This window comes from Acidovorax sp. GBBC 1281 (assembly GCF_028473645.1).
In the GTDB taxonomy this organism is placed as follows: Bacteria; Pseudomonadota; Gammaproteobacteria; order Burkholderiales; family Burkholderiaceae_C; genus Paracidovorax.
Genome location: NZ_CP097269.1, coordinates 499,915 through 525,357, shown reverse-complemented (window position 1 = coordinate 525,357; position 25,443 = coordinate 499,915). Strand labels below are relative to the sequence as shown.

The 25,443-nt window shown below is 65.1% G+C and carries 25 protein-coding genes; 6 read left to right on the top strand and 19 right to left on the bottom strand.

Annotated features, from left to right (window positions below; all coding sequences use genetic code 11):
• Window position 1: 1 nt before the first annotated feature.
• The 8 genes from rplN to M5C96_RS02395 form a co-directional block, all read right to left on the bottom strand.
• Window positions 2-370: a 50S ribosomal protein L14 gene (rplN, locus tag M5C96_RS02430; RefSeq protein WP_025596343.1), complete on the bottom strand. Its 369-nt coding sequence runs from the start codon at window positions 368-370 to the stop codon at window positions 2-4.
• 194 nt (window positions 371-564) lie between these two features.
• Entirely contained in the window at window positions 565-2,157 is a 1,593-nt protein-coding gene (locus tag M5C96_RS02425; protein WP_272566912.1) for a glycerol-3-phosphate dehydrogenase/oxidase, read from the bottom strand.
• Between the two features lie 153 nt (window positions 2,158-2,310).
• A complete protein-coding gene (locus M5C96_RS02420) occupies window positions 2,311-4,041 on the bottom strand; it encodes an ABC transporter substrate-binding protein (protein ID WP_272566911.1) in 1,731 nt (576 codons plus the stop codon).
• Between the two features lie 113 nt (window positions 4,042-4,154).
• Window positions 4,155-4,463, bottom strand: a complete 309-nt coding sequence (locus tag M5C96_RS02415; protein WP_272566909.1) for a DUF2160 domain-containing protein — start codon at window positions 4,461-4,463, stop codon at window positions 4,155-4,157.
• A 150-nt stretch (window positions 4,464-4,613) separates the two neighbouring features.
• Window positions 4,614-5,426 carry a carbohydrate ABC transporter permease gene (locus M5C96_RS02410; protein ID WP_272549418.1) on the bottom strand — a complete coding sequence of 271 codons (813 nt, stop codon included), beginning with the start codon at window positions 5,424-5,426 and terminating at the stop codon, window positions 4,614-4,616.
• Window positions 5,419-6,315 carry a carbohydrate ABC transporter permease gene (locus M5C96_RS02405; RefSeq protein ID WP_272549419.1) on the bottom strand — a complete coding sequence of 299 codons (897 nt, stop codon included), beginning with the start codon at window positions 6,313-6,315 and terminating at the stop codon, window positions 5,419-5,421. Before M5C96_RS02405 ends, M5C96_RS02410 begins: the two co-directional genes overlap by 8 nt.
• Window positions 6,312-7,388, bottom strand: a complete 1,077-nt coding sequence (locus M5C96_RS02400) for an ABC transporter ATP-binding protein (protein WP_272566907.1) — start codon at window positions 7,386-7,388, stop codon at window positions 6,312-6,314. Before M5C96_RS02400 ends, M5C96_RS02405 begins: the two co-directional genes overlap by 4 nt.
• Window position 7,389: 1 nt before the next feature.
• Window positions 7,390-8,472 carry an ABC transporter ATP-binding protein gene (locus M5C96_RS02395; RefSeq protein WP_272569566.1) on the bottom strand — a complete coding sequence of 361 codons (1,083 nt, stop codon included), beginning with the start codon at window positions 8,470-8,472 and terminating at the stop codon, window positions 7,390-7,392.
• A 342-nt stretch (window positions 8,473-8,814) separates the two neighbouring features.
• Here M5C96_RS02395 and M5C96_RS02390 point away from each other — a divergent pair, with 342 nt between their 5' ends.
• The 4 genes from M5C96_RS02390 (at window position 8,815) to proC (ending at window position 13,714) form a co-directional block, all read left to right on the top strand.
• Window positions 8,815-10,080 (top strand): porin, encoded by a 1,266-nt coding sequence (locus M5C96_RS02390; RefSeq protein WP_272566906.1) that lies wholly within the window; start codon window positions 8,815-8,817, stop codon window positions 10,078-10,080.
• A 365-nt stretch (window positions 10,081-10,445) separates the two neighbouring features.
• Window positions 10,446-11,210 (top strand): DeoR/GlpR family DNA-binding transcription regulator, encoded by a 765-nt coding sequence (locus tag M5C96_RS02385; RefSeq protein ID WP_272566905.1) that lies wholly within the window; start codon window positions 10,446-10,448, stop codon window positions 11,208-11,210.
• A gap of 52 nt (window positions 11,211-11,262) precedes the next feature.
• Entirely contained in the window at window positions 11,263-12,795 is a 1,533-nt protein-coding gene (gene glpK, locus M5C96_RS02380) for a glycerol kinase GlpK (protein ID WP_272566904.1), read from the top strand.
• 76 nt (window positions 12,796-12,871) lie between these two features.
• Window positions 12,872-13,714, top strand: a complete 843-nt coding sequence (proC, locus tag M5C96_RS02375; protein WP_272566903.1) for a pyrroline-5-carboxylate reductase — start codon at window positions 12,872-12,874, stop codon at window positions 13,712-13,714.
• Between the two features lie 94 nt (window positions 13,715-13,808).
• On the opposite strand, the gene ubiA is transcribed toward proC, so the two are convergent.
• The 9 genes from ubiA to M5C96_RS26875 all read right to left on the bottom strand — a co-directional run bounded on the left by ubiA (window position 13,809) and on the right by M5C96_RS26875 (window position 22,478).
• The gene (ubiA, locus tag M5C96_RS02370) at window positions 13,809-14,684 is read right to left on the bottom strand and encodes a 4-hydroxybenzoate octaprenyltransferase (RefSeq protein WP_272566902.1); all 876 of its coding nucleotides are present in this window, start codon (window positions 14,682-14,684) and stop codon (window positions 13,809-13,811) included.
• A gap of 115 nt (window positions 14,685-14,799) precedes the next feature.
• On the bottom strand, window positions 14,800-15,324 hold the full coding sequence (locus M5C96_RS02365; protein WP_272566900.1) for a Dps family protein: 525 nt from the start codon (window positions 15,322-15,324) through the stop codon (window positions 14,800-14,802).
• Window positions 15,325-15,477: 153 nt separating this feature from the next.
• Entirely contained in the window at window positions 15,478-17,232 is a 1,755-nt protein-coding gene (locus M5C96_RS02360) for a dipeptidase (RefSeq protein ID WP_272566899.1), read from the bottom strand.
• Window positions 17,233-17,461: 229 nt separating this feature from the next.
• Window positions 17,462-18,427, bottom strand: a complete 966-nt coding sequence (locus tag M5C96_RS02355; RefSeq protein WP_272566898.1) for a LysR substrate-binding domain-containing protein — start codon at window positions 18,425-18,427, stop codon at window positions 17,462-17,464.
• Window positions 18,428-18,623: 196 nt separating this feature from the next.
• Entirely contained in the window at window positions 18,624-19,718 is a 1,095-nt protein-coding gene (locus M5C96_RS02350) for an IS630 family transposase (RefSeq protein WP_272563777.1), read from the bottom strand.
• Window positions 19,719-19,752: 34 nt separating this feature from the next.
• Window positions 19,753-20,379, bottom strand: a complete 627-nt coding sequence (locus M5C96_RS02345) for a hypothetical protein (protein WP_272566897.1) — start codon at window positions 20,377-20,379, stop codon at window positions 19,753-19,755.
• A gap of 300 nt (window positions 20,380-20,679) precedes the next feature.
• The gene (locus tag M5C96_RS02340; protein WP_272566896.1) at window positions 20,680-20,895 is read right to left on the bottom strand and encodes a hypothetical protein; all 216 of its coding nucleotides are present in this window, start codon (window positions 20,893-20,895) and stop codon (window positions 20,680-20,682) included.
• Window positions 20,896-21,063: 168 nt separating this feature from the next.
• On the bottom strand, window positions 21,064-22,149 hold the full coding sequence (locus tag M5C96_RS02335; RefSeq protein WP_272569564.1) for an IS5 family transposase: 1,086 nt from the start codon (window positions 22,147-22,149) through the stop codon (window positions 21,064-21,066).
• The gene (locus tag M5C96_RS26875; protein WP_284428237.1) at window positions 22,149-22,478 is read right to left on the bottom strand and encodes an Imm21 family immunity protein; all 330 of its coding nucleotides are present in this window, start codon (window positions 22,476-22,478) and stop codon (window positions 22,149-22,151) included. The genes M5C96_RS02335 and M5C96_RS26875 overlap by 1 nt, the downstream gene beginning before the upstream one ends.
• Before the next feature lie 135 nt (window positions 22,479-22,613).
• On the opposite strand from M5C96_RS26875, the gene M5C96_RS02330 reads away from it, so the two are divergent.
• On the top strand, window positions 22,614-23,699 hold the full coding sequence (locus M5C96_RS02330) for an IS5 family transposase (RefSeq protein ID WP_272569564.1): 1,086 nt from the start codon (window positions 22,614-22,616) through the stop codon (window positions 23,697-23,699).
• Between the two features lie 91 nt (window positions 23,700-23,790).
• Here the strand turns inward: M5C96_RS02330 and M5C96_RS02325 are convergent, their stop codons facing one another.
• Both M5C96_RS02325 and M5C96_RS02320 read right to left on the bottom strand, forming a co-directional pair.
• Window positions 23,791-23,952, bottom strand: coding sequence for a hypothetical protein (locus tag M5C96_RS02325; protein ID WP_272566895.1), 162 nt, complete (start codon window positions 23,950-23,952; stop codon window positions 23,791-23,793).
• Between the two features lie 283 nt (window positions 23,953-24,235).
• Window positions 24,236-24,661 (bottom strand): hypothetical protein, encoded by a 426-nt coding sequence (locus M5C96_RS02320; protein WP_272566894.1) that lies wholly within the window; start codon window positions 24,659-24,661, stop codon window positions 24,236-24,238.
• 264 nt (window positions 24,662-24,925) lie between these two features.
• Here M5C96_RS02320 and M5C96_RS02315 point away from each other — a divergent pair, with 264 nt between their 5' ends.
• The gene (locus M5C96_RS02315) at window positions 24,926-25,435 is read left to right on the top strand and encodes a hypothetical protein (RefSeq protein WP_272566893.1); all 510 of its coding nucleotides are present in this window, start codon (window positions 24,926-24,928) and stop codon (window positions 25,433-25,435) included.
• The last annotated feature ends 8 nt before the right edge of the window (window positions 25,436-25,443 follow it).

Sequence of the window (25,443 nt, the reverse complement as noted above, 5' to 3'; positions counted from 1 at the left end):
CTCAGAGAACTTCAGGAGCCAGGGACACGATCTTCATGAACTTCTCGGTACGCAGTTCACGCGTCACGGGCCCGAAGATGCGGGTGCCGATGGGCTCCAGCTTTGCATTGAGCAACACTGCTGCGTTGCCATCGAATTTGACGAGCGAACCGTCGCCACGACGAATACCCTTCGCCGTACGAACCACCACTGCGCTATAGACCTCGCCTTTTTTGACGCGGCCACGCGGAGCGGCTTCCTTGATGCTCACCTTGATGATGTCGCCGACACTGGCGTAGCGACGCTTGGAACCACCCAGCACCTTGATGCACAGGACGGACTTCGCGCCGGTGTTGTCGGCAACGTCTAACCGAGATTCTGTCTGGATCATTTCAATATTCCCAACTTGCACCGGCAGGATTGACAGCCCCAGAGAACGTCTCAAGGGCTGAAGATCAGCCAATCAGTCTTGGGCCCGTCGTCCATGCCGCAAACCATTTGCAGCACTTCCCGCTGGGCAGAAACCTCGCGCTTGAAACGCGAAGCCCTCGATTTTGTCAAAAAGCGAAACTGGCGTCAAGCACTTCACAACGGGACGTCCAAATACTGCCGGGCCAACGCCTGAAACACCTCCAGTTGGGGGTCGAGGCCAAGTTCCTCGCGCAGGATCTCGCCCACGCGCGGAGCCAGACGAGCGGCTTGGGCCGCATCCAGGAAAAGCATCCGGCTGCGACGGGCCAGCACGTCTTCCACCGTGCGGGCGTACTCGTAGCGGGCGGCGAATCGCACCATCGCCTCGGTCAGCCCCTCTGACAGCGCGGCGTCCGCGCCTGGCAGACCGTCGATGAAGGATGCCTCGCTGCCATAGGAGTGCAGGCCTTGGGGCGCGCTGATGCGGTGCGGCACCGCCTGCTGGGGCGAGCCCACGAGGGGAAGATGGCGCGTCACGCCGCTGGGGCGTTCCGCCAGCAACCCCGCAGTGAAGCATTTTTGCAACACGTCCTCCGCCATGGCGCGGTACGTGGTCCATTTTCCGCCGGTGACGGTGACCAGTCCGCTCGAGCTGGCGATCACGGTGTGCTCGCGGCTGATGCTCTTCGTGTTGTCACCGTCGTCGTCCTGCGGCTTGACCAGAGGACGCAATCCGACCCAGATGCTGCGCACATCCGAAGGCGCGGGCGCCCGGGTCAGGTAGCGGGCGGATTCGCTCAGGATGAACGCCACTTCCTCCTTGAACGGCAGGGGCTCGAGGGCCAGGTCCTGGCGGGGGCTGTCTGTCGTCCCCAGGATGACCTTGCCCAGCCACGGCACGGCAAACAGCACCCGGCCATCGGCGGTCTTGGGCACCATGAGCGCATGGTCGGAAGGCAGGAACTCGCGGTCCACCACGATGTGCACGCCCTGGCTGGGGGCCACGATGGGCTTGGCGGGGCGTCCGAGCGCCGCGGCATCCTGCTGGCGGAACGCGTCCACCCACACACCGGTGGCATTGACCACGCATTTCGCGCGCACGGTATAGGTGGTGCCGGTTTCGCGGTCCTCGCAGGTGAAACCCGCCACCTTGCCAGCCTCGTGCACCAGATCGCGGGCGGAGCAGTAGTTGACGAGCAAGGCCCCGCGCTGCGCCGCCGTACGGGCCAAGGCGAGCGCCAGCCGGGCGTCGTCGAACTGGCCGTCCCAGTACTTGACCCCGCCTTTGAGCCCTTCCTTGCGGGCCGTGGGCAGCAGGCGCAAGGTGCTTTCCCGGCCCAGGAATTCGGTGGCGCCCAGGCCGGCCTTGCCCGCCAGGACGTCGTAGGCCTTGAGTCCCATGCCGTAGAACGGCGTTTCCCAATAGCGGTAGGACGGCATCACGAAAGGCAGCGGCTGCGCCAGGTGGGGGGCGTTGTTCAGCAGCGTGGTGCGCTCGTGCAGCGCTTCGCGCACGAGGGAGATATTGCCCTGCGCCAGATAGCGCACGCCCCCGTGCACCAGCTTGGTGGCGCGGGAGGATGTTCCCTTGGCGAAATCGTGCGACTCCACCAGGACTACGCTGAAGCCCCGCGCGGCGGCGTCCAGTGCCACGCCCAGGCCTGTCGCGCCGCCCCCGATCACCGCCAGGTCGTAGAGGCGGGGCTCGGCCAGCCGAGCCAGCAGTTCGGAGCGCTTGGTGTACAGGGGGGTGGTCACGGTATTCATGGGATCGATTGTCCATGCGTCTCGGAAAAACCAAGGGTTAACCCTTGATTCGCCGCAAAAAACAAATCCGCCCAGGCCCTTGCAGACAAGGACGAGGGCGGGAGGTGGGCAAATCAGGCCGGCGGTGCGTGGGCGCCGGCCCATCCTGCCGGGTCAGCGCACCTTGCCGTCCTTCCAGGCCTGCAGCAGGCGGTCGTAGGCAATGGTTTCGCCCTTGGGCTTTTCGTTGGCCAGCTTGGCCCAGGGGGCGGCCTTGTCGCTCAGCCACTTGGCAGGATCGCCCTTGGGATTGAGCTTGGGTGCGCAATGGGCCATGCCGGCGCGCTCCAGGCGGGCCATGACCTGGTCCATCTCATCGGCCAGCGTGTCCATGGCGCCCTGCGGGGTTTTCTCGCCCGTGACGGCCTGGGCCACGTTCTTCCACCACAGCTGCGCGAGCTTGGGGTAGTCGGGCACGTTGGTGCCGGTGGGCGACCAGGCCACGCGGGCCGGGCTGCGGTAGAACTCGACCAGGCCGCCGAGCTTGGGCGCCATGTCGGTCATGGCCTTGGACTGGATGTCGCTCTCGCGGATGGGCGTCAGGCCCACGATGGTCTTCTTGAGCGAGACGGTCTTGGCAGTCACGAACTGGGCGTAGAGCCAGGCGGCGGCCGTCTTGTTGGCGTCATGGCCGTTGAAGAACGACCACGATCCGACGTCCTGGTAGCCGTTCTGCATGCCGGGCTTCCAGTACGGGCCGTTGGGGCCGGGCGCCATGCGCCACTTGGGCGTGCCGTCGGCGTTCACCACGGGCAGGCCGGGCTTGACCATGTCGGCGGAGAAAGCGGTGTACCAGAAGATCTGCTGGGCGATCTGGCCTTGCGCGGGCACGGGGCCGGATTCGCCGAAGGTCATGCCCATGGCTTCCTTGGGCGCGTACTTCTTCATCCAGTCCACGTACTTGGTGAGCGCGTACACGGCCGCGGGCGAGTTGGTCGCGCCGCCACGGGACACCGAGGCGCCCACGGGCGTGCACTTGTCCGCCGCCACGCGGATGCCCCATTCGTCGATCGGCAGGCCATTGGGCGTGCCGATGTCTGCAGCGCCCGCCATGGACAGCCATGCGTCGGTGAAGCGCCAGCCGAGCGAGGGGTCCTTCTTGCCGTAGTCCATGTGGCCGTAGATGGCCTTGCCGTCGATGGTCTTCACGTCGTTGCTGAAGAATTCGGCGATGTCTTCGTAGGCGCTCCAGTTCAGCGGCACGCCCAGGTCGTAGCCGTACTTGGCCTTGAACTTGTCCTTCAAGTCCTTGCGCTCGAACAGGTCGGCGCGGAACCAGTACAGGTTGGCGAACTGCTGGTCGGGCAGCTGGTAGAGCTTGCCGTCCGGCGCGGTGGTGAACTTGGTGCCGATGAAGTCCTTCAGGTCCAGGCCAGGGTTGGTGAACTCCTTGCCGGCGCCCGACATGTAGTCGGTCAGGTTCATCATCTTGCCGTAGCGGTAGTGCGTTCCGATCAGGTCGGAGTCGCTGATCCAGCCGTCGTAGATCGACTTGCCCGACTGCATCGAGGTCTGCAGTTTCTCGACCACGTCGCCTTCCTGGATCAGGTCGTGCTTGACCTTGATGCCGGTGATCTCCTCGAAGGCCTTGGCCAGCGTCTTGGACTCGTACTCGTGCGTGGTCAGGGTTTCCGACACCACCGAGATTTCCTTCACGCCCTTGGCCTGCAGCTTCTTGGCCGCGTCGATGAACCACTTCATCTCGGCCAGTTGCTGGTCCTTGGCCAGCGTGGACGGCTGGAATTCGCTGTCCACCCACTTCTTGGCTTCCGCCTCGCCCGCCATGGCCGTGTTGCCGGCCAGGACCGCGACGGCCAACGCCAGCGCCGAATACTGCATCTTCATAGTGCTTGTCTCCTGATAGTCAGTTGAATCGACTCCCCTTTGCATTCCAGCGGCCGCCGGGTCCGGGGGATGGGTCGGACCGGCGGCAGAAAAAACTCCCGGCAACCGTGCCGTCAGCCCTTGCGCAGGATCAGCACCAGCAAGGCCATCGACAGCACGAAGCTGATCCAGATCGACGGCTCGGCCGACAGCGAAAACCACTGCACCAGGTGCCCGCTGATGCCCACGAAGGCCAGGTTCACATAGGCGGCTGCCAGCAGGCCGATGAAGAGGCGGTCGCCGCGCGTCGTCGCCAGCGGCAGCCAGCCACGCCGCAGCGTGGTGGGGGACTTGATTTCCCACACCGTCATACCGGCCAGCATGAGCACGATGCACAGGAAGAAAACGGCCACCGGCGTGGTCCAGGCCATCCACTCAAACATGGGTACCTCCCTGAGCGCCTGCGGCGCTTCCTCCCCGGGGGACGCAGCGGGCGGCCGGGCCAAGCCCGTTCCACGGCTGCCGCTGGCCTTGGACGCATCGCGCGCTCTGCGGTGAAAGTGTGTGATTCATGCTTGTGCTCCCTTCACACGTCAAACCCGGCCCATCGCGAAACCCTTCGCGATGTAGTGCCGCACGAACCAGATGACGATGGCGCCCGGCACGATGGTGAGCACACCGGCCGCGGCCAGGGTGGCCCAGTCCATGCCGGAGGCGCTCACGGTGCGCGTCATCGTCGCCACGATGGGCTTGGCGTTCACGCTGGTGAGCGTGCGCGCCAGCAGCAGCTCGACCCAGCTGAACATGAAGCAGAAGAACGCCGCCACGCCCACGCCGGCCTTGATGAGCGGCAGGAAGATGGTCAGGAAAAAGCGCGGGAAGCTGTAGCCGTCGATGTAGGCCGTCTCGTCGATCTCCCGCGGGATGCCGGTCATGAAGCCTTCCAGGATCCACACCGCCAGGGGCACGTTGAACAGCAGGTGGGCCAGCGCCACGGCGATGTGCGTGTCCATCAGCCCCACGGTCGTGTAGAGCTGGAAGAACGGCAGCAGGAATACCGCGGGCGGCGTCATGCGGTTGGTCAGCAGCCAGAAGAACACGTGCTTGTCGCCCAGGAACTGGTAGCGCGAGAACGCATACGCCGCCGGCAGCGCCACGGTGAGCGAGATCACCGTGTTGATGGCCACGTAGATCAGGCTGTTGATGTAGCCCGAGTACCAGGACTCGTCGGTGAAGATGGTCTTGTAGTTGTCCCAGGTGAAGTGCTGGGGAAAGAACGAGAACGTGGAGAGGATCTCCGCGTTCGTCTTGAAGCTCATGTTGACCATCCAGTAGATGGGCAGCAGCGCGAAGACGATGTAGGCCGCAAGGAAGAGGCTCCGCTTGCGAAAGCGCTTTTCATTCATGGCCGGCTCCGGTCTGTGCGTCGGTGCCCACGCGCTGCATCCAGTTGTAGAGGATGAAGCACAGCAGCAGGATGATGAGGAAGTAGATCAGTGAGAACGCCGCCGCCGGGCCCAGGTCGAACTGGCCCACGGCCTTTTGCGTGAGGTACTGGCTGAGGAAGGTGGTGGCATTGCCCGGCCCGCCGCCGGTGAGCACGAAGGGCTCGGTATAGATCATGAAGCTGTCCATGAAGCGCAGCAGCACCGCGATCATCAGCACGCCGCGCATCTTGGGCAGCTGGATGTAGCGGAACACGGCGAACTTGCTCGCACCGTCGATGCGCGCGGCCTGGTAGTAGGCGTCGGGAATCGAGCGCAGGCCGGCGAAGCACAGCAGCGCCACCAGCGGCGTCCAGTGCCACACGTCCATCACCAGCACGGTGAGCCAGGCCTGCGTGGCGTTGCCGGTGTAGCTGTAGTCGATGCCGATGTACTGCAGCGCGGCGCCCAGCAGACCGATGTCGGCGCGGCCGTAGATCTGCCAGATGGTGCCCACCACGTTCCAGGGAATCAGCAGCGACAGCGCCACCGTCACCAGCACGGCGGAGGACTTCCAGCCCTGCGCGGGCATGGACAGCGCCAGGCAGATGCCCAGCGGAATCTCCACCGCCAGAACGGCGAGCGAGAAAGTGATCTGGCGCCACAGGGCCGCATGCAGCTCTTCGTCGCGCATCACGGCGGCGAACCATTCGGTGCCGACGAACACGCGCCGCTCGGGCGAGATGATGTCCTGCACCGAGTAGTTCACCACGGTCATCAGCGGCAGGATGGCCGAGAAGGCCACGCACAGGATGACGGGCAGGATCAGGAACCAGGCCTTCTGGTTCACGGGCTTGGTCGTGGTGCTCATGCCAGCAGTTCCTCGTTTTGGTAGAAGCAGGTGTGCTGCCCCAGCACCTGCAGCCAGACCGTGTCGCCCGCCGATGGCACCGGCTCGCCCGTGCCCATCCGGGCCTTGAGCATGTGCTCGCCCACTCGGGCCGTGAGCAGGAAATAGGTGCCGATGTCCTGCACCTTCTCCACCGTGCAGCGCAGCGCGCCGGGCTGCCCTGCGGCCGCGACGGCCAGGTACTCCGGGCGCACGCCCACCTGCAGCGCGCCGGGCGGCAAAGCCTTGCCCGCGGGCCACGCCAGGCGGTGGCCGGCGACGACGATCGCATCCGCCTCGCCCTGCGCGGGCAGGAAGTTCATGCCCGGCGAGCCGATGAAGTGACCCACGAAGGTGTGCTGCGGCCGCTCGAACAGGGCATCGGCCGCGCCCACCTGCACGGCGCGCCCGCGCGTCATCACCACCACCTCTTCGGCGAAGGTCAGCGCCTCCACCTGGTCGTGGGTCACGTAGATCAGGGTCAGCTTGAGTTCGTGGTGGATCTGCTTGAGCTTGCGGCGCAATTGCCACTTCAGGTGCGGATCGATCACCGTGAGGGGCTCATCGAAGAGCACGGCCGCCACGTCCGAGCGCACCAGACCGCGCCCGAGCGAGATCTTCTGCTTGGCATCGGCCGCCAGGCCCGAAGCGCGCTGGTCGAGCTGCCCGCTCATGTCCAGCATCTCGGCGATCTGGCCGACGCGCTGGCGGATCTGGGCCTCTGGCACCTTGCGGTTCTTGAGCGGAAAGGCGAGGTTCTCGGCCACCGTCATGGTGTCGTAGATCACCGGGAACTGGAACACCTGCGCGATGTTGCGCTCCTGCGGGCTCGCGTGGGTCACGTCCTTACCGTCGAACAGCACGCGGCCCTGCGAGGGCACGAGCAGGCCCGACATGATGTTGAGCATGGTCGTCTTGCCGCAGCCCGAGGGCCCCAGCAAGGCATAGGCGCCGCCGTCGCGGAACTCCATCGACAGGGGCAGCAGCGCATAGTCGCTGTCCTGCTGCGGGTTGGGCTTGTAGGCGTGCGCCAGGTCCAGATTGATGCGCGCCATCTCAGCGCCCTCCCCGGCGCGCGGGCGCCAGCAGCAAGGCGCCGTCGGCGCCGAAGACATAGGCTTCGCCCGGTGCCAGGTGCAGCGTGATGGCCGCGCCCAGATCGAAGTAGTGCACGCCCGTGACCTGCGCCACGAGTTCGCCCCAGGGCGTGTGCGCATGCACGAAGGTGTCCGAGCCCGAGATTTCGGCCAGTTCCACCGTGCCGGCCACCGCCACGTCGCCGGGGCGCGCCTGCAGGCGCAGGGCGCTCGCCCGCACGCCGACGGTCAGACCCGTCGCGGCGCTGCCCGCCGGCAAACCCTGCGGCAGCGCCAGCAGGCCGCCGCCGGCCATGCGCACGCCGCCGGCGGCCGCATCGGCGGCGATCAGGTTCATCGGCGGGTCGCTGAAGGCGCGGGCCACGCGCAGCGAACTCGGGGCATGGAAGACCTCGGCCGTGGGGCCGTACTGCAGCAATTCGCCCTCGTGCAGCACGGCGGTGTAGCCGCCCAGCAGCAGGGCCTCGCCCGGCTCGGTGGTGGCATAGACCACGGTGGAGTCGCCGGCCGCGAACAGCTGGGTCAGCTCGTCGCGCAGTTCCTCGCGCAGCTTGTAGTCGAGGTTGACCAGGGGCTCGTCCAGCAGCATGAGCGGCGCGCCCTTGGCCAGGGCCCGGGCCAGCGCCACGCGCTGCTGCTGCCCGCCCGACAGCTCGGCCGGATAGCGGTTCAGGAACATGTCGATGTGCAGCCGCTCGGCCAGGGCGCGCACGCGCTCGGCGATGCCCTTGTCGCCCCGCAGCTTCAGCGGCGAGGCGATGTTGTCGGCCACCGTCATGGAGGGGTAGTTGATGAACTGCTGGTACACCATGGCCACGTTGCGCTCGCGCACGGGCACGCCGGTCACATCGACACCATCGACGCGCACCCGGCCTTCGGTGGGCGTGTCCAGCCCCGCCATGATGCGCATCAGGCTGGTCTTGCCGGCCTGCGTGGCGCCCAGCAGCACGGTCACCGCACCGCTGTGCAGCGCCATGTCCATGCCATGGAGCCAGGTCTGCGCTCCCACCCGCTTGCTGATGCGGTCCATTACCAGTTGCATCACGCAACCTTTCCTGAAGGCCCCTTGCGGCCAGTTGAACGTGCAAAACGCGCAGTGCCTGACGGAACCTGCGCGCTTCGAATGGCTTCATTTTTGTTCTTTTTCGTTCGTATCGAATCAAGGTTTACCCTCGATTGATTCGTTTTCGTTCGCTTCAACGCCGCGATGCGGCGGGCCGCATTCGGCCGGGACCGGGTTCCGGGTTTCCCCCTGTGTCACAAATGCCCAGTCCGGCATTCCCCTCCTTTACCGACCGAGGCGTTGCCTCTAGTCTCAGCCTTCCAAAAGCGCCGCATGCTGTCGCCGCCCCTCCACTCCCCTTTTTGCCATTCGGAAGTCCTTATGAAGAAAATGCGTACGCTGTCGGCCGTCGTTCTTGGCTGCGCCTCGTCGGTCGCCATGGCGCAGAGCACGCCGCCAGGCACCAGCAGCCTCACCATGTATGGCCTGGTGGACCTGGGCATCAACTACATGACCGGCGCCCCCGGCGGCAACCTGACGCGGCTCACCAGCGGCAACATGGAAGGGTCCCGCCTGGGCTTCAAGGGCAATGAGGACCTGGGAGGCGGCTACCGCGCGATCTTCACGCTCGAATCGCGGATCGAAGCCGATACCGGCAGCCTCAGCAACCGCCCGCCCTCCCTGGGCCAGTTGCCGGACCGGCTCAGCACCGCCTCCTCGCTGGGCCTGCCCGCCGCCCTGCAACCCGCGGTCTCGGCCGTGGCCGCGCAGATCGGCTCCCAGGTGGGCGTCAACTTGGGCAACAGCATTTTCGACCGGCAGATCTTCACCGGCCTGGTCACGCCGTTCGGCGCCTTCACCGTCGGCCGCCAGTACACGCCCGGCTACCTGGCCACCGGCAACTTCGACGCGATGAAAACCGAGTCCAGCCTGGCCCTGGGGCAGCTGGTGGCGATTCCGGCCTCCTTCGACATCCGCGTGAGCAATTCGATCCAGTACGCGCTGCAAAAGGACGGGCTCACCGCCACGGCCATGTATGCGGCGGGCGAAGTGGCCGGCAAGCCGAGCGCACGGCGGCTGCTGGGCATCATGGCCATCTACAAGGGCGACGGCTATTCCTTCGGCGGCGGCTACAACACCCGCAACAACGAGCTGGGCCAGAAGTCGCTCACCAACGCCATCCTGGGCGCGACGCTGGACATCGGGCCGGGTACGCTGTCCGGCCAGTACGCCACCATCAAGGACGACCACCCCACCGACCTGTCGACCATTGCCACGGGCCTGTCGGCCAACCCGGCCACCGCCCCCGTGGCCACGCTGGTGCAGAACGCCTTCGTGCAGGCCTTCAAGCAGGATGCCCGCCTGTTCCAGATCGGCTACCGCATCACCACCGGCCCGCACACCGTGACCGTGGCCTACAACAACATGAATGACCGGCGGCCGTTCGATGCCGACCGCTATTCCTACGGCGCGGCCTACACCTACGCCCTGTCCAAGCGCACCGACGTCAGCGCCGTGCTGACGCACCTGGAAAACAAGAACACCTCGCAGGACCTGCTGGGCGGCAACGGCTTCCTCGGCGGCGTGGCGTCAGCCCCGGGCAAGGACGTCAACAGTCTGACGCTGTCGATCCGCCATCGCTTCTGACGCACCCGGCGCATTCCGCCGACTGCGCTACACCGAAATCCCCCGCAAGGGGGATTTTTCGTTGGGGTGCCATTCTTCATTCCTTCAGGCCTGCGCCTGCGAGCGCACTGCCCCCACGCCCTGCTTCCAGGCTCCCACAGCTCCACCACGCCCTCGCTCTGCGGTTTCCCGAGCAAGGCCCGGCAAACCGCACCTTCCCCCACCCCCAGCCCGCCCGAAAGGGGCCGGCCGCGATCGAGCGTGTTGCTTTGTGATCGTTTTTCATCAAGGTTTACCCTGGAACGGTTCGTTTTGGTTCGCTTTAAAGTAAGACCAGCGCCTTTGCCCGTCCCGCGCCTTCATTTCGCTTCGTTGCCCCACCCTCCGTGAACACCAATCCCCGCCAACTGCGCCTGCTCGAAGAGGTCCGCTCCCGCCAATCCGCCACCGTGGAGGAGCTGGCCGACACCTTGGGCGTGACGCTGCAGACGGTGCGGCGCGACGTGCAGCGGCTGGCCGAACTGGGGCTGGTGCAGCGGTTCCACGGCGGCGTGCGGGTGCCGACCTCCACCGTGGAGAACCTCGGCCACACGCAGCGCGAAACCCTGCATGCCGACGGCAAGGCCCGCATCGCGCGCGCCGTGGCGGCCCAGGTGCCCAACGACTGCTCGCTGATCCTCAACATCGGCACCACCACCGAAGCCATCGCCCGGGCGCTCATGCACCACCGCGGCCTGCGCGTCATCACCAACAACCTGAACGTGGCCGCCATCCTGAGCGGCAAGCCCGACTTCGAAGTCATCGTGGCCGGCGGCGTGGTGCGCTCGCGCGACCGCGGCATCGTGGGCGAAGCCGCGGTGGATTTCATCCGCCAGTTCCGGGTGGACATCGCGCTCATCGGCATCTCCGGCATCGAGTCGGACGGCACGCTGCGCGACTTCGACTACCGCGAGGTGAAGGTGGCGCAGACCATCATCGCCCAGGCCCGCGAGGTCTGGCTGGCCGCTGACCACAGCAAGTTCAGCCGCGCGGCGATGGTGCAGGCCGCCACGCTGGCGCAGATCGGCCGGCTGTTCACCGATGCGCCGCCGCCCGAGCCCTTTCCCGCGCTACTGCGCGATGCCGGCGTGGACTGCACCGTCGCTGGATGACGCCCCCACCGCCCCGCGGCACCCCGCCGGCCCCCTCCTTCCAGAATCCACTATGACCTACCTGCTCGCCCTCGACCAAGGCACCTCCAGTTCCCGCAGCATCGTGTTCGACGAGCGCGGCCACATCGTCGCGCAGGCGCAGCTGGAGCTGCCGCAGATCTACCCGCAGCCCGGCTGGGTGGAGCACGACCCGCGCGAGATCTGGCGCACCCAGCTGGCCACCGCGCGGCAGGCGCTCGCCCAGGCGAATCTGAAGGCCGGCGACGTGCGCGCGCTGGGCATCACCAACCAGCGCGAGACCACGGTGCTGTGGAACCGGCGCACCGGCGAGCCCGTGTACCACGCCATCGTGTGGCAGGACCGCCGCGCCGAGCCGCTGTGCGCCGAGCTGCGCGAGCGCGGCCTGGCCGACACCATCCAGGCCAAAACCGGCCTGCTGATCGACGCGTATTTCTCGGGCACCAAGCTGCGCTGGCTGCTGGACCACGTGCCCGGCGCGCGCGCCCAGGCCGAGCGCGGCGAACTGGCCTTCGGCACCGTGGACAGCTGGCTCATCTGGCAGCTCACGCAAGGCCAGGTGCACGTGACCGACGTGAGCAACGCCGCGCGCACCATGCTCTTCAATGTGCGCACCAACCAGTGGGACGACGAACTGCTGGAGCTGCTGCAGATCCCGCGCGCCCTCATGCCCGAGGTGCGGCCCTCCAGCGCCCACTTCGGCGACACCCACCCCGAGCTGCTGGGCAGCGCCCTGCCCATCGGCGGCGTGGCCGGCGACCAGCAGAGCGCGCTGTTCGGCCAGGCCTGCTTCAAGGCCGGCATGGCCAAGAACACCTACGGCACCGGCTGCTTCATGCTGATGCACACGGGGCAGAAGTTCCAGACCTCCACCAACGGCCTGCTCACCACCAGCGCGGCCCAGATCGGCACGGCGCCGCCCGGCGCGGCCTCGCTCAGCCTGGCCGGCAGCACGCCCGAGTTCGCCATGGAAGGCAGCGTGTTCGTCGGCGGCGCCGTGGTGCAGTGGCTGCGCGACGGCCTGCGCGCCATCTCCGCCAGCAACGAGGTGCAGTCGCTCGCCGAAAGCGTGCCCGATTCGGGCGGCGTGATGATGGTGCCGGCCTTCACCGGCCTGGGCGCGCCCTACTGGAAGCCCGACGCGCGCGGCACCATCACCGGCCTCACGCGCGGCACCACGCTCGCCCACATCGCGCGGGCGGCGCTGGAAAGCATCGCCTACCAGAGCGCCGCGCTGCTGCAGGCCATGAGCCGCGACGCCGTGGCCGCCGGCGGTGCGCCGGTGAGCGAGCTGCGCGTGGACGGCGGCGCCTGCGTGAACGACCTGCTCATGCAGTTCCAGGCCGACCTGCTGGGCATTCCCGTGGTGCGGCCCGCGGTGATCGAGACCACGGCGCTGGGCACGGCCTATCTGGCCGGCCTGTCGAGCGGCGTGTACCGCAGCACCGACGAGCTGTCGGACCTGTGGCGCGCCGAGCGCCGCTTCATGCCCACGCTGGGCGCCCCCCGCGCCCGCGAACTCATGGCGCGCTGGGAGCACGCCGTGCGGCAGGCCTCGCTCGACTGAAAACCGCCGCCCCCGGCGCCCGCCGCAGCGCAGGCGCTAACATCCTGCGCTTCGCCTCCACCTGCCCACCGCCGCCATGAACGCCACGCCCGCCGCGACCGATTCGCCCTCCTCCGCCATCGCCTTCATCGGCGGGGGCAACATGGCCAGCGCCATCATCGGCGGGCTGATCCGCCAGGGCGTGCCGGCCACGCAGATCGAAGTCGTCGAGCCCTGGGCCGAGGCCCGCGCCGCCCTGCTCTCGCAGCACGGCATCACCGCGCACGAAGCGGCCGGCCCCACGCTGGCCCGGGCCGGCACCGTGGTGTGGGCCGTCAAGCCCCAGACCTTCCAGGAAGCGGCCCGGCAGGCGCGCGCCCACACCACCGGCGCCGTGCACCTGAGCGTGGCCGCCGGCATCCGCTCGGACAGCATCGCCCGTTGGCTGGACAGCGAACGCATCGTGCGCGCCATGCCCAACACCCCGGCGCTGATCGCCCGCGGCATGACGGCCCTCTACGCCCGCCCCCAGGTGACCGCCGACGAGCGCGCGGCCATCGAGCGGATCATCGCGACGACGGGGGAATTCCTGTGGGTGGACGACGAGCCGCAGCTCGATGCCGTCACCGCCTTGTCTGGCTCTGGCCCGGCCTATGTGTTCCGCTTCCTGGAGGCCATGACCGAGGCCGGCGCCGCCATGGGCCTGAGCCGGGACCAGGCGCACCAGCTGGCCGTGGCCACCTTCGCCGGCGCCTCCGAACTGGCCCGCCGCTCGGACGAGCCGCCCGAGGTGCTGCGCCAGCGCGTCACCTCCAAGGGCGGCACCACCTACGCCGCCCTGCAGTCGATGGAGCAGGACGAAGTGCCCCAGCGCTTCATGCGCGCCCTTGAAGCAGCGCGTTCGCGGGCGCGCGAACTGGGCGACGAGTTCGGCGCCTGATCGCCAGCGCGGGTGGGCGCCCCGCCGGTTTCAAGCCAAAACGCCCTCCAGCACAATAAGTACTAGGGCATATTGCTACCAAAACAATAGCAATCTATCGCAGCGCATAACCCACGGCGATGCCGGCAAACAGCGTGAACCCGATCCAGTGGTTCTCGCGGAAGGCCCGAAAGCAACCGTCGCGCGTGCGGTGGCGGATCAGCGCGAAGTGCCACGCCACCTGGGCCAGCACGGCGCCGATCGCGAGGTAGAACGCCGCGCCCAGCCCCAGCGGCGCCAGCGAAACGCCCCAGAACGCCACCAGCAGCAGGTAGAACGCCAGGATGGCCGCCACATCGAAGCGGCCCAGGGTGATGGCCGACGTCTTCATGCCGATCTTCAGGTCGTCGTCGCGGTCCACCATGGCGTATTCGGTGTCGTAGGCCAGCACCCAGAACAGGTTGCCCAGCACCAGCCACAGCGCCAGCCACGGCACCTCGCCGCGCACGGCGGTGAACGCCATCGGAATGCCCATGCTGAAGGCAACACCCAGCACCGCCTGCGGCATGGAGAAGAACCGCTTGGTGAACGGGTACAGCACCGTCACCGCCAGCGCCGGCACCGACCACGCGATGGTGATGGCATTGGTGGTGAGCACCAGCGCGAAGGCGACCAGCGCCAGCACCGCGCCCACGGCCAGCGCCTCGCGCGGGGAGACGGCGCCGCTGGTCACCGGCCGCTGCGCCGTGCGCTTGACGTGCCGGTCGAACCGGCGGTCGGCAACGTCGTTCACGCAGCAGCCCGCGCTGCGCATCAGGATGGTGCCCAGCGTGAACACGGCCAGCAGGTGCCAGCCGGGGAATCCGCCCGCCGCGACCCACAGCGCCGACAGCGTGGGCCACAGCAGCAGCAGCCAGCCGGCCGGGCGGCTCCAGCGGATCAGGTCGAGGTAGAGCGACAGGCGCGACGGCGTGGGGGCGGAAAGCTGCATGGCGCGGACAAAGGAGAGGAACGAAAAAGAGAGAAAGAGAGGCGACCCGGGAAACGAAAACGCCCGCACGGGCGGGCGGGCGCTGGCTGGGCAGGGCCGTGCAAGCCCGGCCGGCTTATTCCTCCAGGAGCGAGCGCAGCATCCAGGCGGTCTGCTCGTGCACCGTGAGGCGCTGGGTCAGCAGATCGGCCGTGGGTTCGTCGCTGGCCTTGTCGGCCACTGGGAACAGCTCGCGCGCCGTGCGGGCGACGGCCTCGTGGCCTTCGACCAGGATGCGCACCATCTCCAGCGCGTGGGGCGGCTCGGTGGGCGCGTCGGGCAGCGAGGTGAGCTTGCCGAACTGGGCGTACGAGCCCGGCGCGGCATGGCCCAGCGAACGGATGCGCTCGGCCACCGGGTCCACCGCGTTCCACAGCTCGGTGTACTGCCCCATGAACATGGTATGCAGCGTGTTGAACATCGGGCCCGTCACGTTCCAGTGGAAATTGTGGGTGGTGAGGTACAGCGTGTAGGTGTCGGCCAGCAGGCGCGACAGGCCTTGCGCGATGGCCGCGCGGTCCTTGTCGCTGATGCCGATGTTGATGCGCGGTGCGCCGCTGGCGCCGGCGCGGGCAAGGGGGGTCTTGGGGGTCTTGGCCATGGAGAACTCCTTCGGGTGCTGAACTGAACGATGCGTCGCGTTGCCGCTGCCATCTTGCCGGCCCGGGCGGGCCCCCGCCGCTGCCGGGGAGGCGTGGCGCCCGGGCGCCTGAAACACTTTAGCGCATGCAGGGCGGCCAGCGGCCGCCCGGGGTCACTGCATCTGCGGCAGGTTGCCGATGCGCACCAGCATCTCGGTGAACATCTGCATGTCGGCGTCGAGGTCGGCCACTTCCTTGAATTCCTTCGCGTTGTGGGCCGTGTACTTCTTGCCCGGCATTGCGGGGCCGAAGTTGATCGCGTTGGGCATCAGCTTGGCCGTGGTGCTGCCGGCCGTGGGCACGGGCTTGGCCTCCAGGCCCGTGGTGTCGCCGAAGGTGTTGAGCAGCGTGGAAAGCCAGGCGCCCTTGGGGTCGCGCGTCATCCACTCGCCCTGGCTGTGGTCCACCTCGACCGCCACGCCGGCCTGCGCGCCCCACGCCTGGATGCGCGCGGCGGTGGCCTTCGTCAGCACGTCGGCCGTGCTGCCGCGCGGCATGCGCACGTTCACCAGCACATCGACCTTGCCGTCCTTCTCGCGCACCAGGTTGGGCGACATCGTGAGCGGGCCCATGAAGTCGTCGCTGTACGCCAGGCCCATCGTGCGGCCCAGGTAGTCGGTGCCGTACAGGTCGGCGATGTAGCGCACCGCGCTGGCGTAGCCGTTGGCGGCCAGCGGCACGCCGGACTCCTGCAGGAACAGCGCCAGGCGCGGCAGCGGGTTCACGCCCTCTTCGGGGCGCGAGCCGTGGGCCGACGTGCCCGTGACCTTGACCGTCAGCGCGGCGCCGTCCTGGACGATGTCGATGGCGAAGGGGCCACCCTGGCCCGCGTACTTGGCGATGAACGCCTCTCGGGCCGCGCCCAGGCGCTGCGCCGCGGCGGCCAGATCACCGCCCGTGAGGCGCGCGGTGGCCGTCTGCGGCACGGCGTTGGCCGAGGCGGCGCCCGCCATCGCAGCGATGGTGACCGCACCGGCCGGCACGGCGGCGGCAGGTGCCAGGGCGAACGAGGCGCGCAGCGCGCCCGAACCCTTTTCGGCCACCACGGCGGGGTACTTGCTGTCCAGCACGATGTTGTACTCGGGCAGCTGGGTCTTGGCGCGGTAGTACTTCATCGCGTCGCCGCCCGTCTCTTCGGTCGTCTCGACCATGAGGCGGATGGTGCGGGCCATCGGCAGGCCGCTGTCCTTGACCGCCTTCATCGCGTACAGCACCGCGGCGATGGAGCCCTTGTCGTCGATGGAGCCGCGCCCGTACAGGTTGCCGCCCACCCGCGTGAGCTTGAACGGGTCCAGCCGGGTGCCGTCGTCCAGCACCCATTCGTCGGCCACCACGGGCACCACGTCGGCGTGCGTGAGGATGCCGAATTCTTCGGTGCCCGTGCCGGGCAGCTTCACTTCGAAGATGCGGTTGTCCACGTTGCGGTACTGCAGGCCGAAGTCCTTGGCCATGCCTTCGACCAGCGTGCCGAAGGCGATGATGGCCTTGTCCTCGTGCGGGGGCACCTTGTCGGCGCGCACCGTGGGAATGGCCACCATCTTCGCGGTCGTGTCGATCACCGCCGTGTGGTGGTGCAGCCGGTTGTACAGGCCCAGCAGGCGGCTGATGTTCACCAGGTCGTCGCCCGCCAGCGTGGCCTTGGACCCATACGCCTTCACGCTGGGCGCCAGCGCAGGGTAGGTGCGCACCGCGCGTTCGAGGAACGCGCTGAAATCGCCGCTGGGCGCGCCCGTCTCGGCGACCACCAGGCGGTCCAGATCGGGTTTCTTGAGCGTGCCCGCCAAGGGCGCGGCGTCGGTCGGCGCGGTCACGCTGGAGCAGGCCGAAAGGCCCAGGGCCAGGCCGGCCGCCATCAAAAGCTTCTTCATGAATGTCCTCGGGATTGTGGAGAGCGCGGCGCCCCGCGCGGACCGCATGTGGCGCGGCCCGCGCCGGGCCGGGGTGGAGGATGCCCACCCACCGGCCGCGCGCGGGGCGAAGTTTAGCCCTGCCCCGAGGCGTTTCGGTGAAGCCGGCAACCCGCGCGCGCAGCCGCCAGCGCCGACCATCGGGCCGCCAGGCCCGCAAAAAGAAGCGGAAGAGGCCGCTGGCCCGCGGTCAGGACAGGCGCGTCATGCCCGGCAGCTCGCAGGCGTAGATCGCGTTGCGCAGCGCGGCGATGGCCTCGTAGCGGGTGAAGCTGCGGCGCCAGGCCAGCACCACGCGGCGCATGGGCGGCGGGCTGCCATCGGCCTCCTGGATCGGCAGGTAGCGGATGTGCGTGTCATCGCTCTTGCGGCGGCGCGACCCCGTGTGCAGGGCATCGCGCGGCACCGACAGGCGCGGCACCAGCGTCACGCCCATGCCGGCCGACACCATGTGCTTGATCGTCTCGAGCGATGAGCCCTCGAACGTGCGGCGGATGCCCTCGGCATTGCTCGCGTAGCGCGCGAACTCGGGGCAGACCTCCAGCACATGGTCGCGAAAGCAATGGCCCGCGCCCAGCAGCAGCATGGTCTCGCTCTTGAGCTGCGCGGCGGAAATGGATTTCTGTTCGGCCAGCGGGTGGCTGCTGGGCACGGCCGCCATGAACGGCTCGTCGTACAGCGGCGCCATCGCCAGGCCCGTGTCGGGAAACGGCTCGGCCATGATCGCGCAGTCGATCTCGCCGGTGCGCAGCATCTCCAGCAGCTTGACGGTGAAGTTCTCCTGCAGCATGAGCGGCATCTGCGGCGTGCGCGCGATGGCATGGCGCACCAGCTCGGGCAGCAGGTAGGGACCGATCGTGTAGATCACGCCCAGCGTGAGCGCCCCGGCCAGCGGGTCCTTGCCGCGCTTGGCGATTTCCTTGATGGCGGCGGCCTGTTCCAGCACGCTCTGCGCCTGGCGCACGATCTCGTCGCCCAGCGAGGTGACCGACACCTCGCCCGCGCTGCGCTCGAAAAGTTTGACCTCCAGCTCGTCTTCCAGCTTCTTGATGGCCACCGACAGCGTGGGCTGCGACACATAGCAAGCATCGGCCGCCCGGCCAAAGTGCTTCTCCCGGGCCACAGCGACGATGTATTTGAGTTCCGTGAGGGTCATTGTTGGATGCGGATTGGCGAACGCGACATTGTGCGCCGAGATGAAACCCCTGTCGGTCAGCAGTTCGCGGGGAGTTCGGTGGGGGGGAAGGAACTTTACCCAGGCTTCACACTGGGTGGCGGGGCGGGCCAGGGGCTGGCGGAAGGTGCATTGCATGCCCGGAAACCGCTGGCGGCCGAGGCATGTGCGTTGTGCGCTAGTGTCCTGTCCCGTTAATTCGCCCGCATAGTCTGGCGAGTTTTTCGAGGATGGAGTCTGCTGTAGCTGTCCAAGTAAACGGCTGGCAGGACTGGTTGTAATTCGCGATGAATGTGTCGATCTTGTTGATCAGATCCTTCACGCTGGTGAACGAGCCACGGCGGATTGCCCGCGTGGTGATGATCGAGAAGAAGCGCTCGACCTGATTGAGCCAGCTTGAATAGGTCGGAACGAAGTGCATGTGCCAGCGAGGCCGCTCGGCCAACCAAGCGCGCACCTTTGGATGCTTGTGGCTGGCGTAGTTATCAGCTATGCAGTGCACATCCAGTTCGTCGGGCACTGCCTTGTCGATGGCGCGCAGGAAGGCAAGGAACTCTTGATGACGATGCCGGGGCCGGCACTGCGCGATCACTTGGCCATTCATCACGTTCAGGGCCGCGAACAAGGTGGTGGTGCCGTGGCGCACGTAGTCGTGCGTGACACCTTCGACATAGCCAAACCCCATTGGCAGCATCGGCTGCGTACGCTCCAAAGCTTGGCATTGGCTCTTCTCGTCCACGCACAGCACCAGCGCGTTGTCAGGTGGGTTCAGGTACAGCCCCACAACGTCGCGCAGCTTCTCGATGAACAGCGGATCGGTCGACAGCTTGAAGCTGTCGGCCCGGTGCGGCTTGAGGTTGAAGGTCTGCAGATAGCGCGCCACCGTGCTCTTGCTGATGCCCGTATCGGCGGCCAGCGTGCGGGTGCTCCAGTGGGTACCCCCATCAGCAGGCTTGGTGTGCAACGTCTTGGTAATCAACTCAGCAACACGCTCGTCATCTACCGTGCGGGGGCGACCCGGGCGCAACTCGTCGTAAAGCCCTGCAATGCGATGGCGCGCATAGCGCCCGCGCCACTTGGTGACAGTGCTACGACTGATCCCCAGAGCCTGCGCAACCGCGGTGCTGGCTTTATCTGTGCCTTCGCAAGTCAGCACGATGCGCGCCCTGAGCGACAACGCCGCTGGCAGCGAACGTGATCGCGCCATGGACGTCAGTTCCGCGCGCTCCACTTCACTAAGCGCAATTTCTGTTCGGGTCGTTGCATTGGGCATGGCGGCACCTCAAGGATGGCCCGAAACCATGCAGCTATCGTGCCTGCGAATTAACGGGACAGGACACTAGCGGGTCCTTCACGCCGACCTGGCCCGAGGCGATGTCGGTGTAGTCGAACTGGTGCGCCAGGGCGTCGCCCGCATGCGCGGCCTTGAGCGTGCGGCCCAGCGCGTCGTAGCTGAACTGGGCGAAACGGCTGCCGTTCTCATCGACGATGGCGGTCAGCAGGAACGGGTTGCCGGTGTCTTCGTACAGGTAGGTCTTCTGGTACTGGTCCTGCAGGCGGGACGACACCAGCCGGTCGCCCACGCCGTCCTGGTAGCTGTAACGGTAGGTGGTGGTTTGGTAGTCCGGCGTGATGATCTGTTCGATCAGCCGATCGCCCCAGACGAGGGTGAGGGTCTTGCCGAAGGCGTTGGTGATGGTGGTCAGGCGCCCGTAGGTGTACCCGTAGGTGGTGACCCAGCCGTTGCGCGCCTTGCGGCTCAGGAGCTTGCCCGCGCTGTCGAAGGTGAGCACGGTGTCGTCGCTGGCGTTCCGAAAGCGCCACAGGCCATCGGCCTGGGCCAGCGTGTCGCTGCGCTGGTCGCCCACCCAGTCCTGCTGGGCGCCCGCGCGCTGAAAGCCCCGCTCCTCGCCGTTGCCGAACAAGATCCTCATGAATCCTTCTGTTTGAGGTTAGGGCGGAAGATAAAGCCAAACAGGCCTTACGCCCTAGTAAATCATGCCGATGTCGCTACAAAATATATAGCAAACCGGCTTGATCGAAAGTTGCCTGCGACGGGCAGGACATGGATTCAAGGGGCTGCGTTGGCTGCGCATGGATTTCCCCTTGGCCGTAAGAACTGGGACGGCGGTAGCCGTCCCCTCCCCCTCAAGGGAACCGTTCAGCCCCCCGCATCAGCTTTCAAGGATAAAAATATAGCAAAAATAGAATTCAATATTTAAACCATTAATTCATCATTTATTTTCATCAATCTTTTTAAATCTATGAACGATGAACTCATATTGACCATCTTCTTTATACAACTCCGTTGTCAAAACATAGTCACCTTGCGAAAGGTCAAATTCCCCGCCTTCTCTATCCTCTGCTCCGTCAAAAACAGAATCAAAAAACTTAAAAACATTATCCCTTTGCGAGTAAGACAGCTTTTCCTGTAGCTGAGGAAGCTGCACAGGCACTTCCAAAAGTATTTTATTAGCAACCTCATATGGGAGCCTCTCACAACCCCATGTTTGACGAATCCGAATAGGGAGGAGTGGGCGCCAGTAGCCGTTTGAGCGTGATGAGGCCCAGCAACGGTCTGCGCCTGGGTGCATGAGGGGCCTTGCAGGCCCGGTGGCTCAGGCTTTCACCGTTTGCAGGCGCACTTGTGCCTTGCCAGTGGCGGGCTTGAAGAAAGCATCCACGCCCCGATGCAGGAACCAGGCCAGTCGCTTCATGTTGTAGCAGGCGGCCATCATCGTCATCCCCACCGTGGCGCGCGCCTGTCCGATGGTGCGCACGAACTTGCCCCCCAGGTGGCGGATACCGGCGAACACGTGCTCCACCTTGGCTCGTTTCTTTGCGATGCGCTGGTTGCGCCCCTTCTGGCATTCGCTCTGTGGTCGGCCCGCCTGCGCACGGCGCTGCATCGCATCCACGAATCCCAGCACTTTCAGCATCTGGCACCTTTGGCGGCTCGGGTAGGCTTTGTCCGCATGCACTGCCCGCCCGGTGTTGTGCATGTCCAGCACCTCATCGAAGTGGTGCCCGTCGTGCTCGCTGGCCGTGCCCGTGGCGAGGCGGCGGATGAAGCCGTGCTTGAGGTCCACGCTCACGCTGAGCTTGTAGCCGAAGTGGCTTTTGCCGTGCTTCTTCGTGTGCGTGGCCTCCACATCCTTTTGCCTGCGTCGCGCTTGGCTCCAGTCCGGCTGCCCGCCTTGTGCCAGCGTTCGCCGCTCCTGCTGGCCGATGTGCTGTCGGGGCGCGGGCACCAGCGTGGCATCAATGGCCTGCCCGCCCCGGGCGATGTAGCCGTGGCGCTGCAGTTGGGCATCCACCCCCTGGAACAAGGCCGTTGCCCCGCCCACGCCAAGGCGCTCGCCAAAGCGCCAGATCGTGTTGCGGTCCGGCACGTTCATCGCATCCTGCAACAGGCAAAACCGCTGGTAGCTCCCCCGGTCCAGCAACTGATACTCCATCTGCTCATCGGACAGGTTGTACAGCCGCTTCAACACCAGGATGCGCACCATCACCTCGGTGGGGTAGGCGGGCCGACCGCCCCGGCGGCCACCCCCGCGTTCGATCAAGGCATCCACCAGCCGGGCCAGTTCTGCGAAGTCGATGTGCCGCGCGATCACCTGCAGCGGATCGCCCACCTCATCTCTCTTGTGTTGGCGCGAGGCCTCAGCGAACAGGTCGAACTTCAGGGCGCTACGGGGAGTGATCATGGCAAAGGATGGAGCACGCATTCTCGATCAACAAGGGACCGGATGGGTTTTGAGAGGTTCCCATATGACTTGCAAGAAACCCACCTAACAACCAAATTATCATTGCAATGAACAAAAGCTGATTGCAGAGGCTCATCACCAAAAACGATAACAGGAAACCCACCGCAATCAACAACTCCAAGAAAATCGACTACAGAGCATGCCCGATCATAGTCACTCTCCGAAGCACCAGAAGAACTACCATCGACTCCTTTCCAGCTAGAAATTACATTTTCAGAAGCCCCAACCAACGGTCCACCATTAGTGTTTACCCATTTATTAATCATGCGATTCTCCGTTATCTTGGTTGTCTACCCCGGGTCAGCAGGAACGGGTTGCCAGTGTCTTCGTACAGGTGGGAACCTCTCAAAACCCATCCGGTCCCTTGTTGATCGAGAATGCGTGCTCCATCCTTTGCCATGATCACTCCCCGTAGCGCCCTGAAGTTCGACCTGTTCGCTGAGGCCTCGCGCCAACACAAGAGAGATGAGGTGGGCGATCCGCTGCAGGTGATCGCGCGGCACATCGACTTCGCAGAACTGGCCCGGCTGGTGGATGCCTTGATCGAACGCGGGGGTGGCCGCCGGGGCGGTCGGCCCGCCTACCCCACCGAGGTGATGGTGCGCATCCTGGTGTTGAAGCGGCTGTACAACCTGTCCGATGAGCAGATGGAGTATCAGTTGCTGGACCGGGGGAGCTACCAGCGGTTTTGCCTGTTGCAGGATGCGATGAACGTGCCGGACCGCAACACGATCTGGCGCTTTGGCGAGCGCCTTGGCGTGGGCGGGGCAACGGCCTTGTTCCAGGGGGTGGATGCCCAACTGCAGCGCCACGGCTACATCGCCCGGGGCGGGCAAGCCATTGATGCCACGCTGGTGCCCGCGCCCCGACAGCACATCGGCCAGCAGGAGCGGCGAACGCTGGCACAAGGCGGGCAGCCGGACTGGAGCCAAGCGCGACGCAGGCAAAAGGATGTGGAGGCCACGCACACGAAGAAGCACGGCAAAAGCCACTTCGGCTACAAGCTCAGCGTGAGCGTGGACCTCAAGCACGGCTTCATCCGCCGCCTCGCCACGGGCACGGCCAGCGAGCACGACGGGCACCACTTCGATGAGGTGCTGGACATGCACAACACCGGGCGGGCAGTGCATGCGGACAAAGCCTACCCGAGCCGCCAAAGGTGCCAGATGCTGAAAGTGCTGGGATTCGTGGATGCGATGCAGCGCCGTGCGCAGGCGGGCCGACCACAGAGCGAATGCCAGAAGGGGCGCAACCAGCGCATCGCAAAGAAACGAGCCAAGGTGGAGCACGTGTTCGCCGGTATCCGCCACCTGGGGGGCAAGTTCGTGCGCACCATCGGACAGGCGCGCGCCACGGTGGGGATGACGATGATGGCCGCCTGCTACAACATGAAGCGACTGGCCTGGTTCCTGCATCGGGGCGTGGATGCTTTCTTCAAGCCCGCCACTGGCAAGGCACAAGTGCGCCTGCAAACGGTGAAAGCCTGAGCCACCGGGCCTGCAAGGCCCCTCATGCACCCAGGCGCAGACCGTTGCTGGGCCTCATCACGCTCAAACGGCTACTGGCGCCCACTCCTCCCTATTCGGATTCGTCAAACATGGGGTTGTGAGAGGCTCCCAGGTAGGTCTTCTGGTACTGGTCCTGCAGGCGGGACGACACCAGCCGGTGGCCCACGCCGTCCTGGTGTCCCAAATAACCCAGGGCCTGCAATGCGATGCAGGCGGCCCATACAACCCTCATGTTTCTCTCCCGTTTGATGTGGGGCCTGACATGAGGTCAAACAGGCCCCACGCCCTAGTAAATCATGTCGTTAATGCTATTTAATTAATAGCAAATAGGACTGATTGGCGGACACTTGCCTGCTGCGGGAAAGGCATGGGACTCCAGAGACTGCGGCGCCCCCCCTGACCGCAAGAATTGGGTGCGACGGCCGCCGCCCCTTAATGCAAACTTGCTGCTCTTGGGCACTCTGCAAGATGAGCCATCCTAAATATTCAAAGATATTTAACTCACGACACAAGTGCTACTTTGAACGTTTGCCGACAACTTTAAATAAACGTGTATCCAGCACCTCCGTATTATTACCACCATTTATATATAAAGGTGTGAAAACACGCACCACCGTAGTCTCCGGCACTACCCCCACAGCGTTTAGCCTTACCGATACCCCATTGCTCACAGTAATTGGGGCGCAATCCGCAACCACCACGCCTTCTGCAGACTGAACGATTAGGCTGACTTGCGCAGCATTGTGAAGCCCTTGAACTCTCACATCTATTTGAAAATTAATCTCATCTCCCGCTACCAATGGAGTTTCACCTGAGGGGGATGTTTTCTGGATGGAGACAGTAGGTTTTGCTTCCTCTTTACCTTTGCAACCTGTAACGATCAATAAGGTAGTCGAGACCGCTACCGCCCCATTTATAAGAAAACATCTTTTGGCATTCATTCGCACGCCCAGTCACAAGCTTGTTTAACCGCTTTTCAGTGCCATATTTCTCCAATAGCCCGATAAGACACATATCGCCCAGCTCCCAGAGACTAATGAGATGGCTAATGAGATGCCTAATGAGATAGCTTTGCCACAGATAGCTCAAAAACCCTATTTACAAGCTGATCCGGATCATCATTCTTCGCAAATTCAATCTGGATTGGCCCTTCCTTGGGCAATAGCCGATTCCATATTTTTATATTCATTTTTATTTTTTCTCCGATGCCTGACCCACAAAAAAAACAGCCAGCCCCACTGCAATCAAAGCACCTCCCAATTGCAGCAAAGCCCGCATTAAATACATGCCCTTATTCTTTCCAGGAAATGAACCAAGCCATGCCGTTTGCAAAGACCACATTAAAAACCCCTGCAACCAAACATAGAACGAGGGTCATCAGTGAGAGCGCCCAATTTTTCATATTATTATTTCTTTTTATTGGTTCGGTGGTACACGATGGCGTGCCCGATACCAGGCAGACTCCCCCAATCAAGCACGAAAGCCAACCAAGCCAAGCTACTCAACGGATTGTTCGGAAAGAAATAAAACCCAAGGAACATCAGAATTCCACCCAACAGAGGTATCCAGGATGGCGATGGTTTCTTTTTGATAAACGTCACATAAAAGCAGCGCCAATTCAGGAACACCAGCCAAGTGCCGACCAGAAACAACAGTACGCACAAGGCTTTCATTTCAAAAAAACCACCATACGCTATCAAACCGCAGCCCTATGATTCAATTC

Excerpts from the sequence above, each read along its gene's own strand:
- rplN (WP_025596343.1), bottom strand. The coding sequence starts at position 370 with ATGATCCAGACAGAATCTCGGTTAGACGTTGCCGACAACACCGGCGCG.
- M5C96_RS02425 (WP_272566912.1), bottom strand. The coding sequence starts at position 2,157 with ATGAATACCGTGACCACCCCCCTGTACACCAAGCGCTCCGAACTGCTG.
- M5C96_RS02420 (WP_272566911.1), bottom strand. The coding sequence starts at position 4,041 with ATGAAGATGCAGTATTCGGCGCTGGCGTTGGCCGTCGCGGTCCTGGCC.
- M5C96_RS02415 (WP_272566909.1), bottom strand. The coding sequence starts at position 4,463 with ATGTTTGAGTGGATGGCCTGGACCACGCCGGTGGCCGTTTTCTTCCTG.
- M5C96_RS02410 (WP_272549418.1), bottom strand. The coding sequence starts at position 5,426 with ATGAATGAAAAGCGCTTTCGCAAGCGGAGCCTCTTCCTTGCGGCCTAC.
- M5C96_RS02405 (WP_272549419.1), bottom strand. The coding sequence starts at position 6,315 with ATGAGCACCACGACCAAGCCCGTGAACCAGAAGGCCTGGTTCCTGATC.
- M5C96_RS02400 (WP_272566907.1), bottom strand. The coding sequence starts at position 7,388 with ATGGCGCGCATCAATCTGGACCTGGCGCACGCCTACAAGCCCAACCCG.
- M5C96_RS02395 (WP_272569566.1), bottom strand. The coding sequence starts at position 8,472 with ATGCAACTGGTAATGGACCGCATCAGCAAGCGGGTGGGAGCGCAGACC.
- M5C96_RS02390 (WP_272566906.1), top strand. The coding sequence starts at position 8,815 with ATGAAGAAAATGCGTACGCTGTCGGCCGTCGTTCTTGGCTGCGCCTCG.
- glpK (WP_272566904.1), top strand. The coding sequence starts at position 11,263 with ATGACCTACCTGCTCGCCCTCGACCAAGGCACCTCCAGTTCCCGCAGC.
- proC (WP_272566903.1), top strand. The coding sequence starts at position 12,872 with ATGAACGCCACGCCCGCCGCGACCGATTCGCCCTCCTCCGCCATCGCC.
- ubiA (WP_272566902.1), bottom strand. The coding sequence starts at position 14,684 with ATGCAGCTTTCCGCCCCCACGCCGTCGCGCCTGTCGCTCTACCTCGAC.
- M5C96_RS02365 (WP_272566900.1), bottom strand. The coding sequence starts at position 15,324 with ATGGCCAAGACCCCCAAGACCCCCCTTGCCCGCGCCGGCGCCAGCGGC.
- M5C96_RS02360 (WP_272566899.1), bottom strand. The coding sequence starts at position 17,232 with ATGAAGAAGCTTTTGATGGCGGCCGGCCTGGCCCTGGGCCTTTCGGCC.
- M5C96_RS02355 (WP_272566898.1), bottom strand. The coding sequence starts at position 18,427 with ATGACCCTCACGGAACTCAAATACATCGTCGCTGTGGCCCGGGAGAAG.
- M5C96_RS02350 (WP_272563777.1), bottom strand. The coding sequence starts at position 19,718 with ATGCCCAATGCAACGACCCGAACAGAAATTGCGCTTAGTGAAGTGGAG.
- M5C96_RS02345 (WP_272566897.1), bottom strand. The coding sequence starts at position 20,379 with ATGAGGATCTTGTTCGGCAACGGCGAGGAGCGGGGCTTTCAGCGCGCG.
- M5C96_RS26875 (WP_284428237.1), bottom strand. The coding sequence starts at position 22,478 with ATGATTAATAAATGGGTAAACACTAATGGTGGACCGTTGGTTGGGGCT.
- M5C96_RS02325 (WP_272566895.1), bottom strand. The coding sequence starts at position 23,952 with ATGAGGGTTGTATGGGCCGCCTGCATCGCATTGCAGGCCCTGGGTTAT.
- M5C96_RS02320 (WP_272566894.1), bottom strand. The coding sequence starts at position 24,661 with ATGAATGCCAAAAGATGTTTTCTTATAAATGGGGCGGTAGCGGTCTCG.
- M5C96_RS02315 (WP_272566893.1), top strand. The coding sequence starts at position 24,926 with ATGCCTGACCCACAAAAAAAACAGCCAGCCCCACTGCAATCAAAGCAC.